This is a genomic window from Niveibacterium sp. COAC-50 (assembly GCF_013184235.1).
Classification (GTDB): Bacteria; Pseudomonadota; Gammaproteobacteria; order Burkholderiales; family Rhodocyclaceae; genus Niveibacterium; species Niveibacterium microcysteis.
In genome coordinates this window covers 92,074-109,483 of the sequence record NZ_JABCJM010000006.1, presented here as the reverse complement: position 1 = coordinate 109,483, position 17,410 = coordinate 92,074, and the positions used below count along the sequence as shown (strand labels likewise).

12 protein-coding genes are annotated in these 17,410 nt (G+C 65.5%); 6 read left to right on the top strand and 6 right to left on the bottom strand.

The genetic code is table 11. The annotated features are described in order from the left end of the window. The first annotated feature begins 87 nt into the window (after positions 1 to 87). Positions 88 to 411, top strand: a complete 324-nt coding sequence (locus HH302_RS18900; protein WP_172203960.1) for a hypothetical protein — start codon at positions 88 to 90, stop codon at positions 409 to 411. A gap of 15 nt (positions 412 to 426) precedes the next feature. On the opposite strand, the gene HH302_RS18895 is transcribed toward HH302_RS18900, so the two are convergent. From HH302_RS18895 to HH302_RS18885, 3 genes are all read right to left on the bottom strand, one after another. Continuing rightward, positions 427 to 3,489, bottom strand: coding sequence for a CHAT domain-containing protein (locus HH302_RS18895; protein WP_172203958.1), 3,063 nt, complete (start codon positions 3,487 to 3,489; stop codon positions 427 to 429). A gap of 61 nt (positions 3,490 to 3,550) precedes the next feature. After that, positions 3,551 to 3,979 (bottom strand): hypothetical protein, encoded by a 429-nt coding sequence (locus HH302_RS18890; RefSeq protein WP_172203956.1) that lies wholly within the window; start codon positions 3,977 to 3,979, stop codon positions 3,551 to 3,553. Between the two features lie 54 nt (positions 3,980 to 4,033). After that, a complete protein-coding gene (locus HH302_RS18885) occupies positions 4,034 to 4,447 on the bottom strand; it encodes a hypothetical protein (protein WP_172203954.1) in 414 nt (137 codons plus the stop codon). A 223-nt stretch (positions 4,448 to 4,670) separates the two neighbouring features. On the opposite strand from HH302_RS18885, the gene HH302_RS18880 reads away from it, so the two are divergent. Further along, positions 4,671 to 5,192, top strand: coding sequence for a YbjN domain-containing protein (locus HH302_RS18880; RefSeq protein WP_172203952.1), 522 nt, complete (start codon positions 4,671 to 4,673; stop codon positions 5,190 to 5,192). A gap of 3 nt (positions 5,193 to 5,195) precedes the next feature. Here the strand turns inward: HH302_RS18880 and HH302_RS18875 are convergent, their stop codons facing one another. The 3 genes from HH302_RS18875 to HH302_RS18865 are packed head-to-tail and all read right to left on the bottom strand — an operon-like array spanning position 5,196 to position 7,579. Then, positions 5,196 to 6,338, bottom strand: a complete 1,143-nt coding sequence (locus HH302_RS18875; protein ID WP_172203950.1) for an alpha/beta hydrolase — start codon at positions 6,336 to 6,338, stop codon at positions 5,196 to 5,198. A 42-nt stretch (positions 6,339 to 6,380) separates the two neighbouring features. Further along, complete coding sequence (locus tag HH302_RS18870; protein WP_172203948.1) at positions 6,381 to 7,124, bottom strand: hypothetical protein; 744 nt, start codon at positions 7,122 to 7,124, stop codon at positions 6,381 to 6,383. Continuing rightward, on the bottom strand, positions 7,121 to 7,579 hold the full coding sequence (locus tag HH302_RS18865; RefSeq protein WP_172203946.1) for a hypothetical protein: 459 nt from the start codon (positions 7,577 to 7,579) through the stop codon (positions 7,121 to 7,123). The genes HH302_RS18870 and HH302_RS18865 overlap by 4 nt, the downstream gene beginning before the upstream one ends. Positions 7,580 to 7,718: 139 nt before the next feature. Here HH302_RS18865 and dnaE point away from each other — a divergent pair, with 139 nt between their 5' ends. The 4 genes from dnaE (at position 7,719) to HH302_RS18845 (ending at position 17,384) form a co-directional block, all read left to right on the top strand. Further along, entirely contained in the window at positions 7,719 to 11,225 is a 3,507-nt protein-coding gene (dnaE, locus tag HH302_RS18860) for a DNA polymerase III subunit alpha (protein WP_172203944.1), read from the top strand. Between the two features lie 350 nt (positions 11,226 to 11,575). Next, positions 11,576 to 12,811 (top strand): efflux RND transporter periplasmic adaptor subunit, encoded by a 1,236-nt coding sequence (locus HH302_RS18855; RefSeq protein WP_172203942.1) that lies wholly within the window; start codon positions 11,576 to 11,578, stop codon positions 12,809 to 12,811. Positions 12,812 to 12,823: 12 nt separating this feature from the next. Continuing rightward, entirely contained in the window at positions 12,824 to 15,967 is a 3,144-nt protein-coding gene (locus HH302_RS18850) for an efflux RND transporter permease subunit (protein WP_172203940.1), read from the top strand. Continuing rightward, entirely contained in the window at positions 15,960 to 17,384 is a 1,425-nt protein-coding gene (locus tag HH302_RS18845; RefSeq protein WP_172203938.1) for an efflux transporter outer membrane subunit, read from the top strand. Before HH302_RS18850 ends, HH302_RS18845 begins: the two co-directional genes overlap by 8 nt. The last annotated feature ends 26 nt before the right edge of the window (positions 17,385 to 17,410 follow it).

The following is a 17,410-nucleotide window of genomic DNA, read 5'->3' as shown; positions in this document are numbered from 1 at the left end:
AGGGCAGCGCGGACGCGTGCCAACCTGACATCGCCGGCGGCGCTGCGTCCAAGCGGTATTCCAACACCAGCAAGGAATGCCGCGCCCATGTGCCACCCGCCCGTTCGCATCATTTCCGCCATCCTGCTGCTTGCGGCGAGTGCCGCGCAGGCTGACAACTTCGATTACTGCTACGACGCCAAGCGCGGGCTCGACGAGGCGTGTTATGCCCGCAAGGAATACGAGACCCGCCGCTACCGCGCCGAGGCCGATCGGCTGGAACGGCGCGAGGCCCGGCGTCGCGCGTACGACTACACACCGCCGGCCTGCAACAGCTGGTACTGGGATCCGGTGACGTGGCAGAACCGCTGTGCCTGGGTGCCGGTACCGATTCCACCGCGGCCGGTGTATGTGTTGCCGGGTATGCCCTGAGCGGTGTGTGCTGGGTCAGCGCGTGCCGGCGAGCGCCAGGGGCACGCCGTACTGCACGAAGGCGGCCCAGATGCGCGGGTCGCGATTGCGCTCGCCGTGCGTGCCGGCAGCGAATTCTCGCTTGGTCACGTTGAGCGCGGCGACGAGGTCCAGCCCCTCACGCGCGTGCTTCATGAACGTGGGCATGAACAGCGCGGCGCCGGCGTCATCTACCGGCCATAGCGACATCACGGTGTTGGTGTTGCCGGCCAGCATGAAGGCGTAGGGCAGGCCCATCACGCCCTCGCCGGACTGTCTACGGCCGAGCCCGGTGTCGCAGGCTGAGAGCAGCACCAGATCGGACTTCAGCCGCAGCGTGGTGATGTCACTGTCGAGCAGGTAGGCCTGCTGCATGCCTTGCTGGGTGGATAGCACCAGTGCGCTGCGCTGGTTGTCGGCAAAGCCGTGCGTGGCGAAGTGCAGCACGCGGAAGTCGCGGATCTCGCCCTTTGCATCCATGCCGAGGAAGCGCTTGCGCGAGGCATCGCTGCCGCGCAATGTTCGCGATGTGCTGAACAGCGGCGCCAGGGCGTCGGCTTCGCGCCGCGTGCCCGGCAGTGGATTCCAGCGCAGCGCGGCCATCCAGGCCGGCAGGGCGCCTTCATCGCCCACCGGGCGCGCGTAGTCGGGGTCGGCAACCGACAGTAGCGCCGGCTGGGTGGCGCGCGATTGCGCCGCGCGGCGGCTCAGTTCTGCGTGCACCGCAAGCGATTGCACATAGGCGACGTCGATCATCTCGAGCACCTGTCGATCGCCAGCCCACAGGGTTTCGAAGGGCAGGAAGGCGAGCGGGCCGTCGGGGCTGATCGTCAGGCGTTTCGCGCCCCCCCATTCGGCCTGCATCGGCGCCAGCAACAGCGCATACAGCGCTTGCCCGATCTCCTTCAACGACTGTGCGCGCACGCCGCCGGCCGGCGCCGTCGTTTGCGCGACGTAGCTGCCGTCTGCCATGCGCCAGACCGGCATGCCCTTCAAACGCAGGCCGTCGCCTGCATCGGGCAGCGCGTCGGCCCGGCGTGCGCCGCGGCTGGTGGCGTTGCCCGCCATCAGCAGTTCGCGGTACAGCGCCACGGTGGCTTCCTGCGTTGCGCTCAGCGGCACAAAGCGGCTTTGCAGGCTGTGCGTTTGCGGGCTGTACTGTGTGTCCGCCTTGGCGAAAGCGAGGCTTGCGACATACCCGCCTGGGACCTGCAGCCAGCTCAGGTAGGCCTCGTCCGCGCCGAGCGAGTCGGTTTCTGTTTTGAGAAACGGATTCTGCGTGGAGGCGTCCAGCGTGTTGAGGGCGCCGATACCGAGCGAGCCGAGCCAGGCCTTCTCCTTGTCGTTGCCGTAGAGCTTGCGTGTCGCGAGCGTTTCGAGGCGCCGCACGTCGGCCAGCGACACCAGTTGCTCGCACCACGGCGCGGCCAGCCGCAGCACGGTGTAACGCCAGTCTGCCTCCAGCGGCCGGCCAAGCGAGGCCATCGTGTTGCGGCACAGCTGCGCCTGCTCAAGCTGCGCAGCGTAGTCGGCATCGGCCTGTGCATCGTGTACGCCGCTGAGCTGGCGCGAGAGACTCTCCAGCCGCAGGCGGCGCAGCAGCGTCTGTGCGCGCAGGCCTTCCACGTGTGAGATCGGCAACGCGATGCCCAGCTCGGTCGATACTCGGGCGACGGTACGGTGCAGGGCGTCGAAGCGGTTGTAGTTGGCCTGTGTGGTGACGGAGGCTTGGCGGTCGGCGCCAGCGGCGATCAGCAAGCGCTGCTGCAGGGCACTGAGCAGCGTGAAGCCCTGCGATTTGAGCGTCGGGGTGCGGATCAATGTCATCGCGGTGGCCCAGGCCATCTGCAGATCGGGCTCCAGCATCGTGTGTTCCGGCTGGTCGAAGCGCTGCTGCTGCGCTTGGCCAACGGCGGCGATACCGCCCGCATCCTTGCCGGTGAGCGCAAGCAGCTGCCGCAGTTGTCCAAGGCGATGGCGCAAGCACTGGCCGGAGGCGTCGCAGCCTCCGATGCCGAGCGTGAGCGTCTGGCGCAGCGCGGCGAGCGCGGCATCGTCCGGCGCGGGGGCTTGCAGACTGTCACTCGCGAATTCGAACAGCGCTTGCGTGTAGGGGCAGTTGTCGGCGATCAGCGCGCGCAGCCGTTTGTTCGTGTCGGCGGCGTTGCCGCCCTCCGCATGCAGGCGGGCGATATCGATGCGCAGCAGTTCGCTGCGGGCCGGGCAACTGTTCTGCGCTGGCTGCGCGGCGATCATTGCGTCCCATGCACGGCCAGCGTCGCCATCATTCAAACGCCACGACAAGCGCGCCATGTAGCTCGCGGCGACCAGCGGGAAGGGCGCGTCGGGCGTCTTCATGGTCGCGACGATCGCGCTGAGCCAGCCGTCGCGGGCGCCGTCCAGCGCCGAGGTGGCTTCGAAGTAGCGCGCCGACATCCAGGCGGGCAGTTCGGGCAGATCCACTAGGGTGGATGCCGAGGGCTTCTCGCCGCGGCTTTGCAGCCAGCCGAGATACTGGGTGCGTTGGCCCTGATAGCGGTTGTAGTAGTGCGCGAAGGGCGCATCGCGCCCGAGCTGGGCCCACAGTGCCGCAGCATGGTGCGCGCGCTGCGACAGTCCGCAGACTGCAAAGCTGCTATCGGGCGGACTTTGCATGCACAGATCGGAGATCGCGCTCTGCGTTGCCGCGCCGACCAGCGAATAGGCGGCGTCACCGGCTTCGCGCAGCGCGCGGTCCATCGCCTTGATCTGAGCGGCGAGCAGCGGGCCGCAGGCGTCGCGCTGGGCGGCGCAGGCGATTTCAAAGGCGTGCACCCGCTCGCTCCAGTAGTGCGGTACGAGCTCGTTCTTGCTGTTGGCTTCGAGCCAGCGCATCGAATGTGCATCCGGCAGCACGGTTTCGTAATCGGTCAGCGCGTCGCGCAGCAACCGCGGCAAATCGCCCTGGGCCTGCGTGGCCGACGCGAGCGGAATGTGCGGCAAGGCGTCACTTGCGAGCACCGCTTGGGCCAGCGTGAGCGCGCCGACACATAGCGCATGGAGCAGGGGGCGTGACTTCATCGTGTTGGGCCGGTGCGTGACGACGCGAGTATGCCCGCAGCCCGCCGCTTGCGGCAGGGCGTCAGTGGCGAGGGCACAGCTTGGCGCGCCAGCGGCGAAGCACTGCGCGTGCGCCGGTCAGCTTTTGCCAGTCGAACAGGTCGCGGCGCGCGTGGAGCGCCGCCGCCGAGGCGGGATCGATCCATGCGAGTTGGAGCGTGAATGGCGCGGAGAACTGGATCGCCTGGCCGAACTTCTCGATCGTGCGATGGGCGTGGCACTGGTAGGTGGCGCTGCGCCGGCCGCTTGCGATGAAGTGCAGGAGTTCGCCGCCGATATGCGCCTCGGCGCGGGTGTCGAGGGCGGCGATCGCGACGCGGACCTCCAGTTGTGCAGGTTCGCGCAGCAGGCCTTCGGTGACGCAGGTGGCGTTCTGCGTCAGCCGGAACGCGATACGGCCGGTGGCGAGTGCGGCTCGCCAGTCGTCGGGTTGGAAGCGGGGTGTCGGCATCGGGTGTCCATCGCTCAGTGGGCTTGGCGATGGGACGATGGCCGGCGCCGGATGTCAGGCGGTGTCGGACGCCCGCGCGCGGGCTTTCTCGGCGGCAGCGAGGATCAGGCGCACGAGCACGAAGGCGTTGGCCAGCATGCCGAAACTGGTGACCGCGAGCTGCGTCGCACTTCGCATACGCCCGCCGCCGAGCCCGAGGCCGCCCAGTGTGAGATGGCCGAAGACCAGCATCCAGGCCGCACACAGCAGCATGATCAGCCAGCCGCGAGCGTTCGGATTGGCCAGCGTGCCGGGAGCGAGGAAGAGGCCGATCTGTGTGGCCAGCGCGAAGGCGATGACGAGCGCGATTTGCGTGGCGCCAATCGGATGCGCCTCGACGGCGGTGCCGAACTGGAGCAGTGCAAAGGCAATTGCCGCGGCCAGGATAAGCCCACTCAAGCAGGCGAAGGCGGTGAACGGGCGGAACATGGCGTTCATTGGGGGCAGGGGTATGACGCTCAGATTCTGCCCGAGCGCGAGGCCAGATCGCCGGATGTGGGGCAGGCGGCCAGCGCGATTCTGCCTGGCAAGCGTGAAATCCGTCCTCGTGGGCCGCTTGTCGTGCGACGGGCGGCCCTGATCTTTTCGCGGGAAAATGCGTCCAACCCGTTATGGACCGCTGCGGCGGTCATTGCGAATGGGAGGCGGCAGAATGTTCAAACTCTTCGACGTGCTCAAGCGCGGCCTTGGTGGCGCGGCGGCTGGGCCAACGCCGGCCGCCCCGGTGCCCGCTGTGTCCTTGCCCGCTGCCCCGTGGAACACCGAGAGCGACTTCATCCATGAAGATCAGTTCGAGCTCGGCACGCTGATCGCGCTGTTCCGCCGCGTGATGCTGAGCTTCGAGATCGATGCCGACTCGCTTGTGGTGGAAACCGAATCCGCGCATGTGCGGGTGATGATCGACACCGATCGCAAGATTCTCGTGATGCGCACGCTGTACCGCTTCCGCGATTCCAGCGACTACGAGGCGCGCCTGCGCCTTGCCAATCGCCTGAACGCCTCGCTGATCCTGGTGCGCTTTTCGGTGGTGGACGACGACATGCTCTACGCCGATTACTGCCTGCTCTATCAGCGCGGGCTGCCCGCCTTTCACATCGTCAACAGCCTGCGCCGCTTCGCGCTGGTTGCTCGCAACGGCCTGCGCGAGTGCGACAGTGAAGACTTGATCGCCTGATCGCTACTGCGCCGGCGCCGGGTGCACCACCGGCTTGAAGCGGAAGAACCGCCCCACCTCGCTGCGCCGAGGCTCCAGCCAGGTGCGTTGTTCCGCCGGGCCCTTGTCGGCGATCACTTCCACCAGGTCCGCAACAACCGAGTCGCCATCGGCGTAGTAGGAATGGCCCAGCAGGTCGGTCGCGACGTCGCTGGCGTCGATCGAATCCATGCCGGGCATCAGCACCAGCGGGTCGGCCGCGCCCAGCCGCGCAGCCTGGTGCACCGCCTTCGACGCTTTCAGCGCAATGTCGTTGGACGAGGCGTAGAGCGTGAGGCGGTTGTCCGGCTGCACAAGCGCGGGCGCGATCTGCGTGCGGAAGACCTCGGCATCGATGTCCGGCGCCATCAGCATGATCTGGCGGAAGCGGCTGCGCAGTTCGGGCTTTTCGGTGAACAGCTCGGCCAGGGCGCCCGCGGTGGCGCGGGTGCCCATGCTGTGGGCCAGCACATAGATGGTCTCGGCGTCGAGGCGCTCGGCCAGGTCGCGGAAGAAGTCGCGCATCAGCGGCTGGCTCTTCGCCACCGAGCGCTCGTCCTCGCCATAGCCGAGCAGCGAATTCTGCGAGGGCCAGCTGTAGAACAGCGGTACGCCCTGGAAGCCAATGTCGTAGCTGATCTGCGCGGTACGGCGGGCGGCGTCTTCAAAGCCGGTGTTGTAGCCGTGCACGAACACCAGCGCGTGGCGTGAGCCGGCTTCGTCGATCTCGCTTGCGATCTCGTCGAGGAAGCGCTTGCGGTCCATCGGTTTCACCGACAGCAGCACGACGTGCTTTTCCGGGTCCTGGCGGAATTCCAGCAGCCAGGGGTTGGGGCCTTCCAGCTCGCCCATGCGATGGTCGCGCGGGATACTGACTTCGGCGCTACCGTAGCTGACCGTGTCCGAGTAGGTGGTGCCGAAGGCCTGCGCCGGCGTGCTGCCATCGCCCGCAGCCCGGTTGGTGCCGAAGTGCACCTGCACCCGCTTGTAGTTGGGTTCCTTGCCGCGCATCACCTGCGTGTCGTCGGGTGTTGGCGGCTGGACCTGGGTGGTTTCACAAGCTGCCAGCAAGGTCAGGCCGGCCAGGGCAAGGGTCTGGAGCAGGGTGCGGGCGTAGGTCTGCGGCATCGGGCTTCAGTGTGTGTCGAGATCAATCGGAGGCGGCGGCGCTCAGCCGCCCGCCACGTCTTTCAAGCCGGTTGCGATCGAGGCGAGTGTGGTGCCGGCAGCCATCGCGGCGGCCATCAGCTTTTGCAGCGCTTCGACCTGGCCGTGCAGGCGTTCCGGATTCAGGTTGCCGCTGCTGATCACCCCCGCGGCCTTGATCAGCATCGCATGCTGGCGCAGCTCACTGCGTTTGAGGGTGCCGCGCTGGCGGCCGATGATCATGCCGGTCGCGAAGCTCATCGTGATGCTGGTGGCGTACTGTAGGAATTCCTGCCATTCGCGCCAGTTGGCCGGCAGCACCGGTGTGTGGTCGATCAGCGCGATCACCGCGCTCATCAGCAGCACTGCGAGCAGCGCCATCGCAGCCGCACCGGCCAAAACCGGGCCGAAGCGGCGCTTGCTGTCACGCAGCGCGAAGTAGCCGAACGGCAGCGGGATGAACAGCGACGCTACGCGTAGCCAGAGCGTGGGCAGGTCGAGCCACACCGTAATCGTGAAATGGGCGACCAGCAGGAGCACCAGCGGCGTGATCCAGGGCCACCAGCCGCCGGTTTCGCTCGCGACCGCGTCGTCCGGTGCGTCTGCTGTGGGCGCCAGCGCATCAAGGCGCAGCTGCTGTTCGGCCACTGCAGCCTCCAGCGCGCCAATGCGTTCGAGCAATGGCTTGAAGAGGTAGAGGTCGCGGGTGCAGTGCGGGCAGGCGAGCGCAGCAGCGTCGATTTCGCTGACGCAGTAGGGGCACTTCATTTCGCGATATCCAGCTTCAGCAGGGTTTCGGTTTCGCGGCCTTCGTTGTCCGACACGCGCAGCCGGATCGGGTGCAGGCCGGGCGGCATGCGTACATCGGCGAGTTCGATGCCTTCGGCGCTCAGGCCGGCGCGTGCGCGCGGCAGCAGATCCACCGGCGGCGTGCTGAGGTAGGTCATCTCCACCGTCTTCGGATCGATCTTTGCGCCGCCGCGGGCTTTGAACGCAATCTTCAGGTTCAGCGGTGTCGACAGCGCCTTTGCATCCGGTGCGGGCGAGACTTGCGTAACGCTCGGGCCACGCGTGATGCCGCGCATCGTCGGGATCTCGGCAGGCGGGCGGGCCGCTTCTTCGGGCGTGATCAGATCGAGCGCGCGGGCCTCTGCGGCGGCGACAAAGGCGGCGGTCAGGACGAGGCAGCGCAGGGCGTGGCGGCGTGTCGGGGCGGTCGTCATGTCGGGTTCCTGTTCTTTTCGGCCGGGGCTGGCGCTTGGACGAAGCCGAGAATGTAACGTAAGGGTGGTGCGCGCGGCAGCGCTACACGCATGGCGGGAATGTGAAGGATTGATTCGCCGGCACAGGTAAAATCGCGGGATGACTTCTGCCGCACCCGCCCCGCACCAGCCCGCCTTTGTTCACCTGCGCATGCATACCGAGTTCTCGATCGAGGACGGTATCGTGCGCATCGACGACGCCATCAAGGCCGCCGCGGCCGATGGCATGCCCGCGCTGGGTATTTCAGACCTTGCCAATCTCTTCGGCATGGTCAAGCACTACAAGGGCTGTCGCAGCGCCGGCATCAAGCCGGTGGCGGCGGTGGATGCGTGGATCACCAACGACGCGGATCGCGAAAAGCCCTTCCGCGTGATGCTGATCTGCAAGCACCGCGCCGGCTACGGCCAGTTGTGCGAACTGGTGACCAAGGCTTTTCTCGATAACCAGCACCGCGGCCGCGCCGAGATGCGCAAGGAATGGTTCGAGAACGGCGCGGCGTCGGGCCTGATTTGCCTCTCCGGGGCAATGCTGGGTGATGTGGGGGCAGCGATTGCCGCCGGCAACATCGAGTCTGCCCGCCGCCTGCTGGGCGACTGGTCGCGGCTGTTCCCGGACAGCTTCTACGTAGAGGTGCAGCGCGCCGGCCACCCGGGCACCGAGAGCTACATCCGGCAGGCGGTCGCGCTGGCCGCCGAGCTGGACTTGCCGGTGGTTGCAACGCACCCGATCCAGTTCCTCAAGCGGGAAGACTTCAAGGCGCACGAGGCGCGCGTGTGCATCGCGCAAGGCTATGTGCTGGCCGATACCCGCCGTCCGAAGAACTTCACCGAGGAACAGTATTTCAAGACACAGGCCGAGATGGCCGAGCTCTTCGCGGACATGCCCGAGGCGCTTGAAAACTCGGTCGAGATTGCGCGCCGCTGTTCGCTGACGATCACGCTGGGCAAGAACTTCCTGCCGCAATTCCCGACGCCCGAGGGCATGACGCTCGACGACTTCCTCGTCGCGGAAGCCAAGAAGGGCCTCGAAGACCGTCTGCGCGAGCTCTACCCGAACGAAGAGGACCGCGAACGCGAGCGCCCGCGCTACGAGGCGCGGCTCAAGTTCGAGACCGACACCATCATCCAGATGGGTTTCCCCGGTTACTTCCTGATCGTTGCGGACTTCATCCAGTGGGGCAAGAACAACGGCGTGCCGGTGGGGCCGGGGCGGGGTTCCGGTGCCGGCTCGCTGGTCGCGTATTCGCTGAAGATCACCGACATCGACCCGACGGCGTACGCGCTGCTGTTCGAGCGCTTCCTCAACCCCGAGCGGGTGTCGATGCCCGACTTCGACATCGACTTCTGCCAGGACAACCGCTACCGCGTGATCGAGTATGTGCGCGAGCGCTACGGCAAGGATGCCGTGAGCCAGATCGCCACCTTCGGCACGATGGCGTCGAAGGCGGTGGTACGCGACGTCGGTCGCGTGCTCGATCTGCCGTATGGCTTGTGCGACCGGCTGTCGAAGGCGATTCCGGTGGTGCAGAACAAGCCGGTGTCGCTCGAAGAAGCGCTGGAGCAGGAACCCTCGATCCGCGAGATGATGGACGACCCGGGCGACGGCGAATCCATCCGCGAGCTGTGGGAACTTGCACTGCCGCTCGAAGGCATGACGCGCGGTGTGGGCATGCACGCCGGGGGCGTGCTGATCGCGCCGGGCAAGCTCACCGACTTCTGCCCGCTCTACATCGCCGACGGTGAAGACGCCACGCCGGTGTCGCAGTACGACAAGGACGACGTCGAGCAGGTCGGCCTGGTGAAGTTCGACTTCCTCGGCCTGCGAAACCTCACCATCATCAAGCTCGCGCTCGAATACGTCGAGCGCCTGACGGGCGAGAAGATCGACCTGATGTCGCTGGGTTTCACCGACCCGGCGGCCTACCAGATCCTGAAAGACGCGAACACTACCGCGATCTTCCAGGTGGAATCGGACGGCATGAAGAAGCTTCTGAAGAAGCTCGGGCCGGACCGTTTCGAAGACATCATCGCTGTGCTCGCGCTCTATCGCCCGGGCCCGCTGGGCTCCGGCATGGTGGACGACTTCATCCTGCGGAAAAAAGGCCAGCAGGCGATCGACTACTACCACCCGGCCCTTGAAGGCTGTCTGTCGCCGACCTACGGCGTGATCGTGTATCAGGAACAGGTGATGCAGATCTCGCAGATCATCGGGGGATACACCCTCGGTGGTGCGGACATGCTGCGCCGGGCAATGGGCAAGAAGAAGCCCGAGGAAATGGCCAAGCACCGCGAGACTATCGCGGAGGGCGCGAAGAAACAGGGCTACGACCCGGAGCTGGCCGAGCGCCTGTTCGACCTGATGACCAAGTTCGCGGAGTACGGCTTCAACAAGTCGCACACCGCCGCGTATGCAGTCGTCACCTACCACACGGCATGGCTCAAGGCCCACCACTGCGCGGCCTTCATGGCCGCCACCATGTCGGCGGATATGGACAACACCGACACGGTGAAGATCTTCTTCGAAGACACCGTGGCCAACGGCATCAAGGTGCTGCCGCCCGACGTGAATGCCTCGAACTACCGCTTCGAGCCGACCGACGCGAAGACGATTCGCTACGGTCTGGGGGGCGTGAAGGGCGTCGGTGAGCCGGCGGTGAACGCAATCCTCGCGGCACGCAAAGAAGGCGGCCCGTTCAAGGATCTGTTCGACTTCTGCAAGCGGGTGGACCGCCGTGCAGTGAATCGTCGCGTGGTCGAAGCGCTGATCCGTGCTGGCGCTTTCGATACCCTGGATACCCACCGTGCGCGCCTGATCGCGTCGGTCGGCATCGCCATGGAAGCCGCCGAGCAGGCGGCTGCGAACGCGGCCCAGGTGGGGCTGTTCGATGCGCCGGAGCATGCCGAATCGCAGGCGATCCAGTATGTCGAGGCGCGCCCCTGGAAGGAGCGCGAACAGTTGATGGAGGAGAAGACCGCGATCGGCTTCTTCCTTTCCGGCCACCCCTACAACGCCTTCAAGGCTGAAGTTGCGCGCTTCATCCGCAAACCGCTGGCGCGGCTGGAGCCGCAGAAGGAGCCGCAGGTCTTTGCCGGTGTGGTGTCCGGCCAGCGCATCAAGATCGGCAACCGCGGCAAGATGTGCTTCGTTCAGCTTGATGACGGCACCGCGCAGCTTGAAGTGTCAGTGTTTGCCGAAGTGCTGGAGGCCAACAAGGGCCGCATCGTGCAGGACGAAGTGCTGATCGTCGAAGCCAAGGTCAGCCACGACGACTTCACCGGCGGCCTGCGCATCATCGCTGACAAGCTGATGACGCTGGGGGAGGCGCGCGCGCGCTTCGCCCGCACGCTGAAGCTGTCGATCAACGGCGAGGTGGCGGCGAGCGGCGGCCCGCGCGCCGCGGCTGAGCGGCTCGAAACCCTGCTGGCCCAGTACCGCGCGCAGGGCGAGGGCGTGACCGGTTGCCCGATTCGCCTGCGCTACCGCAACACGGCGGCGGAGGCCGATCTGCCCTTTGGCCAGGGCTGGCGGGTGCGGCTTGAGGAGCCGCTGCTCGAAAATCTGCGCGACTGGCTGAGCCCGGAAGCGGTCGAGATCATCTACAACTAGACGCGCCAATTCGACCACCTCGGCCGCCGCGGCTTTGGCGCCGCACAGCCGCCGCGCCTCGCGCCCCGCAGGCATGAACCCGCTCAACCGCTTGCCAGCCTGTTCTCTGGCGACGAAAACCACTTTTCTGCAGTGGATTTGACGCAAGCGCGCCTGTCGAGGTTGCGCGGCGGGTTTGACCTGGATTAGCGTTTCAACCTGCGACGCCCGAGGGGGCTTTTCATGCCCCGGGGCAAGCCAATCCAGTCCGGCTGCGCACTGCGGCAGCCCAGCATGACCCATCCGTCTGATCCGGATTCGGGCTTCGAAGCAATGGGGGCTCGTTCCGTTTGCGTGAATGAGGACCTTCCATGTCACCGCAGTCTGTTCGCTCCGCTGGTGCATCGCTTCGCACCCTCCGCTCCCCGCTGACCTCCACGCTGATGTGCGCGCTGCTTCTGGCGCTCGCGGGATGCGGAAAGGGTAACCAGGCACCACAGGCCGGCTCGGCGCCTGAGGTCACAGTGCAGCCGGTGGTGGTGCAGGATGTGCCGATCGTGCCCGAGTTCGTCGGCCAGACGGAAAGCTCACGACAGGTAGAGATTCGCGCGCGGGTGAGCGGCTTCCTTGAGAAGCGGCTATATCGCGAAGGGGCAATGGTGAAGGAGGGGCAGCCGCTCTTCCAGCTTGACCGCAAGCCCTTCGAGGCGCAGTTGCAGGTGGCGAAAGCCCAGCTGGCGCAGGAAGAGGCGCGTTTGGTGACGGCGGAGGCCAACCGCAAACGCATCGAACCGCTGGCCGAGAAGAACGCGGTGAGCCAGAAGGACCGCGACGACGCGATCGGCAACTACCGCGCCGCGGCGGCCGGCGTCGAGGCCGCCAAGGCAGCCGTGATCACGGCGGAGTTGAATCTTTCCTATACCGGCATTCACTCGCCGGTGTCCGGGCTGGCGAGCTTCGCCAAAGTCGCGGAGGGCACTTACCTCGATCCGCAAAACAGCCTGCTGACGTATGTCGCGGCCCTGTCGCCGATGCGGGTGAACTTCAGCATCTCCGAGAATCAGCAGTTGAGTTTCGGTGACATGGTGAAGAAGGGGGTGGTGCGGGCGCCGAAAGAGGGGGACTTCCGCGTTGAAGTGGTGTTGGCCGACGGCTCGCGCTTCGAGGAAACCGGCCGGCTCACCTTTACCGATGCGTCCTTCAGTCAGGAGACGGGTACCTTCCTGGCGCGTGCCGAGTTGCCGAATACGAAGGGCACGCTGCGCCCCGGGCAGTTCGTCAGGGTGCGCCTCCACGGCGCCTATCGCCTCAACGGCATCGTTGTGCCGCAGCGCGCGGTGTTGCAGACGGCGCAGGGCAACCTTGCTTTCGTGGTCGATGCGGCGGGCAAGGCGCAGGTGCGACCGCTGCAGCTGGCGTCCATGCAGGGTGACAACTGGGTCGTCTCCGCCGGCCTCAAGGCGGGCGACAACCTGGTGGTGGACGGCGGCATGAAGCTTCGGCCGGATGTGCCGGTGAAGGTCGTAAAAACGCTTGAACCCTTCAAGGCGGACGTCGACCCGGTGCTGATGCCGCAAACCGAGCAATCTGCGGCGGCTGCGAAGTAAGGGAGCGCGAAAATGATCTCCCACCTCTGTATCCGGCGGCCGATTCTCGCCTCGGTGCTCTCGATCGTCGTGACGATCGCGGGCCTCGCGGCGATGTTCGCATTGCCGATCGCGCAGTATCCCGACATCTCGCCGGTTCAGGTCACGATATCCACCGCCTACCCGGGCGCCGATGCCAAGACGATCGAGGATTCCGTGGCTGCGCCGCTGGAAGCGCAGATCAATGGCGTCGACAACATGATGTACATGCAGTCGACCAGCTCGGCCGCAGGTCAGTATTCACTGACGGTGTACTTCAAGGTCGGCACCGATCCGGACATCGCGCAGGTGCAGGTGCAGAACCGCATCAGCCTCGCGATGACCCAACTGCCGGACATCGTGCAGAAGGCGGGTGTTAGCGTCGCGAAGCGCTCCAACAGCTTCCTGATGCTGCTGGGCCTGTATTCGCCCGATGGGCGCTTCGACGACAAGACGATTGCGAACTACGCGAACGTGTATGTGCTCGACGCGATCAAGCGTGTTCCGGGCGCCAACCAGGCCTCCATCATGGGCGTGCCGGACCTGGCGATGCGCATCTGGCTCAAGCCGGACCGCATGGCGGCGCTGGGCATCACGCCGACAGACATCCAGCGTGCCGTTTCGGCCCAGAACCAGCAGTTCGGTATCGGCCGCGTCGGTGCTTCACCGACGGATCGGCCGGTCGAGCTGACCTTCCCGGTTGTCGCGGGTGGGCGTTTCTCGGATCCGTCTGAATTCGAACGGATCATTTTGCGCACCGACGCCAAAGGTGCCGCGATCGTGCGGCTCGGGGACGTCGGGCGTGCCGAGGTCGGGCAAAAGGACTACCTCGTCCGCGCAACGATGAACGGCAAGCCGACGACGCTGATTGCCGTCTATCAGCAAGCCGGGTCGAACGCGCTACAGGTCGCAAAGGATGTGCGCGCGATGATGGCGGAGATGAAGAAGACCTTCCCCGAGGGGATGGACTATCTCGTCTCGCTCGATACCACTACCTTCGTGCAGGATTCGATCAACGAAGTGGTGCATACGCTCTTTGAGGCAGTGGTGCTGGTCGTGCTGGTGGTTTACCTGTTCCTGCAGAACCTCCGTGCGACGGTGATTCCGACCGTCGCGGTGGTGGTGTCACTGGTGGGTACCTTCATCGGCATGACGCTGCTGGGGTTCTCGATCAACATGCTGACGCTGTTCGGCCTGGTACTCGCGATCGGTATCGTGGTGGACGATGCGATCGTGGTGATCGAGAACGTCGAGCGCAACATGCACGAGTTCAAGCTTTCGCCGCGTGACGCGGCGTTCAAGGCGATGGACGAAGTGACCGGGCCGGTGATCGCGATCGTGCTGGTGCTCTCCGCCGTATTCATTCCGGTCGCCTTCATCAGCGGCACCACGGGCCTCCTGTACAAGCAGTTCGCCATCACCATCGTGATCTCGGTGGCGCTCTCCGGCTTCGTGGCGCTGACACTCACGCCAGCGATGGCGGCCCTGATGCTGAAGCCCCAACACGGCGAGCCGAACCGCTTCTTCCGCTGGTTCAACCGCGTGTTCGACCGGATGACGACGAGCTACGCGGCAGGGGTGCAGTTGACCATCAAGCGCGTCGCCGTGGCGATGCTGGTGTTTGCCGTGATGGTCGCGGCCATCCTTGGCCTCTTCAAGCACATTCCAGGCTCCTTCGTGCCGATGGAAGACCAGGGCTACGTGCTGGCCGCCACGATCTTGCCGGACGCGGCGAGTCTGGATCGCACGCAGAAGACGACCGAGCGGGTTGCGCAGGACTTCGCCAAGTTGCCCTCGGTGCGCAACACGTCTTCCATCCCCGGTTTCAGCATGATCGACAACCAGATGAAGTCGAGCGCCGGCATCGTGTTCGTCGAGATGAAGCCCTTCGAGGAGCGTGGCGGCGGCCTGCGGGCGTCGGCCAAAGCGGCGGTGTTCCAGGCGCGTAAGGCGAGTGCCACGATTCAGGATGGGGTGGTGGTGCCGCTGATGCCGCCGCCGATTCCGGGGTTGGGCAGTTCAGGCGGCTTCGAGTTCTGGATCCAGAGCAAGGGCGGCGCGAACTACGCCGAAGTTGACCGGGTGACCAAGGCGTTTGTGGCAGAGGCGAAGAAGCGGCCCGAGCTGGCCGACATGACCACGCTGGTGAACGCGGCATCGCGCCAGTTGAAGGTGGAGGTCGACCGCAACCGTGCCGAGACGCTCGGTGTGCCGGTGCAGGATGTGTACGCCGCGATGCAGACGCTGTTTGGCTCGCTGTACGTGAGTCAGTACAACGCCTTCTCGCGCGTCTTCCAGGTGATCTTGCAAGCCGAACCGAAGTACCGCGAATCGCCTGACGACCTGCAGAACATCTATGTTCGCCAGTCTGGCGGAAAGATGCTGCCCTTGTCCGCTGTCACCACGACGCACTTCACCACCGGCGCCGAGCTGATCAGCCGTTTCAACGGTTTCTCGGCGGCCAAGGTCACCGGCAACGCGGCTGCCGGCTACAGCTCGGGGCAGGCGATCCAGGCGATGGAGGAAGTGGCGGCGGAGACGCTGCCAGAAGGGTTCTCGTTCGCATGGTCCGGCCTCGCTTACGAGGAGAAACAGGCAGGCGGTACCACTGCTGTCGTGTTCGCCTTCGGCATCATCATGGTGTTCCTGATCCTGGCGGCGCAGTACGAGTCCTGGGGCCTGCCGTTCTCGGTGATTACCGCGGTGCCCTTCGGCATCTTCGGTGCGCTGGTGGCCATCTTCCTGCGTGGTCTGGAGAACGACATCTACTTCCAGGTCGGTCTCGTTACGCTGGTCGGCCTGGCCGCGAAGAACGCAATCCTGATCGTCGAGTTCGCGGTGCTGAAACGTCAGGAAGGGCTGCCGATCGTCGAGGCTGCGGTTGAAGCGGCGCGATTGCGGCTGAGACCGATCGTGATGACGTCGATGGCCTTCATCGCAGGCGCCGTACCGTTGGCGATCGCGACCGGGGCGGGCGCGAACTCGCGGCACTCGATTGGTACCGGGCTGATCGGCGGCATGATCGGCGCGACCACGCTGGCGCTGTTCTTCGTACCCCTGTTCTTCGTGATGGTGCAGACGTTAGGCGAGAAGCTGGGCGGGAAGAAGGCCGCTAGCGGGGAGGCGCATCATGAGTAAGAAGCTTCAGCGCTCTGTGTTGAGCCTCACCCTTGCGTCGATGCTGGGCGGCTGCGCGCTGTTCCATAGCGAGACGAAGCCAGCACTTCAGCCGTACGAACGGTGGCGCAGCGAAAATCCCGCGCCGTCCGCATCCGACGTGGATGCCGAACTGGCGCACGATTTCTGGACCGCGTTTGACGATCCGACGCTCAACCAGTTGATGGATCTGGCGTTTGTGGCCAATCCGGATGTGCGCATTGCCGCAGCCAACGTTGAAAACTATCGTGCCCGCGTGACGGCTACCGGGGCTGACCGCTTTCCGCAATTGGGGCTTGGTGCGCAGGCCGCGCGCGGCAAGGGAGGCGACTTCCCGCCCAAACCTGCCAACGCCTTCTCGGTGGGCCTCAACCTGACTTGGGAAATCGACTTGTGGGGCAGGCTTGCGCGCGCGACCGACGCCGCTCGGGCCGACCTGCTGGCCCAGCGCGAAGTGCAGCGCGGCGTATGGTTGTCGCTCGCGTCTTCCGTTGCCCAAGGCTACTTCACGCTGCGCCAGCTCGATAGCCAGCTGGAGATTTCGCGCAGCACGCTGGCTTTGCGCAAGACCAGTCTCGATCTGTTTCAGCTGCGTTTTGACGGCGGCGTGATCTCAGAAGTCGAGCTCGCACAGGTGCGTTCGGAATACGAACAGGCGGTCTCAGCCGTACCGCAGATCGAGGCTGCGATCGGAAAAGCGGAAAACGCCTTGTCGGTGCTGTTGGGGCGCAACCCGGGGCCGATCGAGCGCGGCAAGGCACTTGCCGATCTGCGCGATCCGGATGTGCCTGCTGGGCTGCCTTCACAACTGCTGACTCGCCGGCCCGACATCCGCTCCGCCGAAGCGCAGCTTGCGGCGGCAGATGCCCGCGTCGATGCGGCGCGCCTCGCATGGTTCCCGAGCATCAGCCTGACCGGGCTCTTTGGTGTGGCGAGCGGCGATCTTTCTGCGCTCTTCAATGATGGCAACCAGGTCTGGAGCGGTGTCGCAGGACTGACTCAGCCCATCTTCGACGCCGGGCGAATCGGCGCCAGTGTCGACAGCGCCCGTGCCACGCGCGAAGCCTTGGTCGCTCAGTACCAGAAGACGGTGCAGAACGCTTTCCGCGAAGTTGATGATGCGTTGGTGTCGCGCGTGAAGCTGCGCGAACAGCTCGCAGCCTCGACACGCCAGGTTGAAGCGCTCACGCGGTATGCCGAGCTCGCGAAGCTTCGCTACGAGAATGGCTACACCAGCTATCTCGAAGTGATCGACGCCGATCGTGCGTTGTTCTCGGCTGATCTGAACCGCATCGCAACACAGAGCGCGGTGCTGGGAGCGTCGCTGGAACTCTATCGCGCGCTCGGTGGGGCGTGGATGGACAAGCGGATCGAAGCGCAGGCCAAACCTGCGGGGTAAGACCTGCTGACGTTGTGCATCTGCGA

Excerpts from the sequence above, each read along its gene's own strand:
- HH302_RS18900 (WP_172203960.1), top strand. The coding sequence starts at position 88 with ATGTGCCACCCGCCCGTTCGCATCATTTCCGCCATCCTGCTGCTTGCG.
- HH302_RS18895 (WP_172203958.1), bottom strand. The coding sequence starts at position 3,489 with ATGAAGTCACGCCCCCTGCTCCATGCGCTATGTGTCGGCGCGCTCACG.
- HH302_RS18890 (WP_172203956.1), bottom strand. The coding sequence starts at position 3,979 with ATGCCGACACCCCGCTTCCAACCCGACGACTGGCGAGCCGCACTCGCC.
- HH302_RS18885 (WP_172203954.1), bottom strand. The coding sequence starts at position 4,447 with ATGTTCCGCCCGTTCACCGCCTTCGCCTGCTTGAGTGGGCTTATCCTG.
- HH302_RS18880 (WP_172203952.1), top strand. The coding sequence starts at position 4,671 with ATGTTCAAACTCTTCGACGTGCTCAAGCGCGGCCTTGGTGGCGCGGCG.
- HH302_RS18875 (WP_172203950.1), bottom strand. The coding sequence starts at position 6,338 with ATGCCGCAGACCTACGCCCGCACCCTGCTCCAGACCCTTGCCCTGGCC.
- HH302_RS18870 (WP_172203948.1), bottom strand. The coding sequence starts at position 7,124 with ATGAAGTGCCCCTACTGCGTCAGCGAAATCGACGCTGCTGCGCTCGCC.
- HH302_RS18865 (WP_172203946.1), bottom strand. The coding sequence starts at position 7,579 with ATGACGACCGCCCCGACACGCCGCCACGCCCTGCGCTGCCTCGTCCTG.
- dnaE (WP_172203944.1), top strand. The coding sequence starts at position 7,719 with ATGACTTCTGCCGCACCCGCCCCGCACCAGCCCGCCTTTGTTCACCTG.
- HH302_RS18855 (WP_172203942.1), top strand. The coding sequence starts at position 11,576 with ATGTCACCGCAGTCTGTTCGCTCCGCTGGTGCATCGCTTCGCACCCTC.
- HH302_RS18850 (WP_172203940.1), top strand. The coding sequence starts at position 12,824 with ATGATCTCCCACCTCTGTATCCGGCGGCCGATTCTCGCCTCGGTGCTC.
- HH302_RS18845 (WP_172203938.1), top strand. The coding sequence starts at position 15,960 with ATGAGTAAGAAGCTTCAGCGCTCTGTGTTGAGCCTCACCCTTGCGTCG.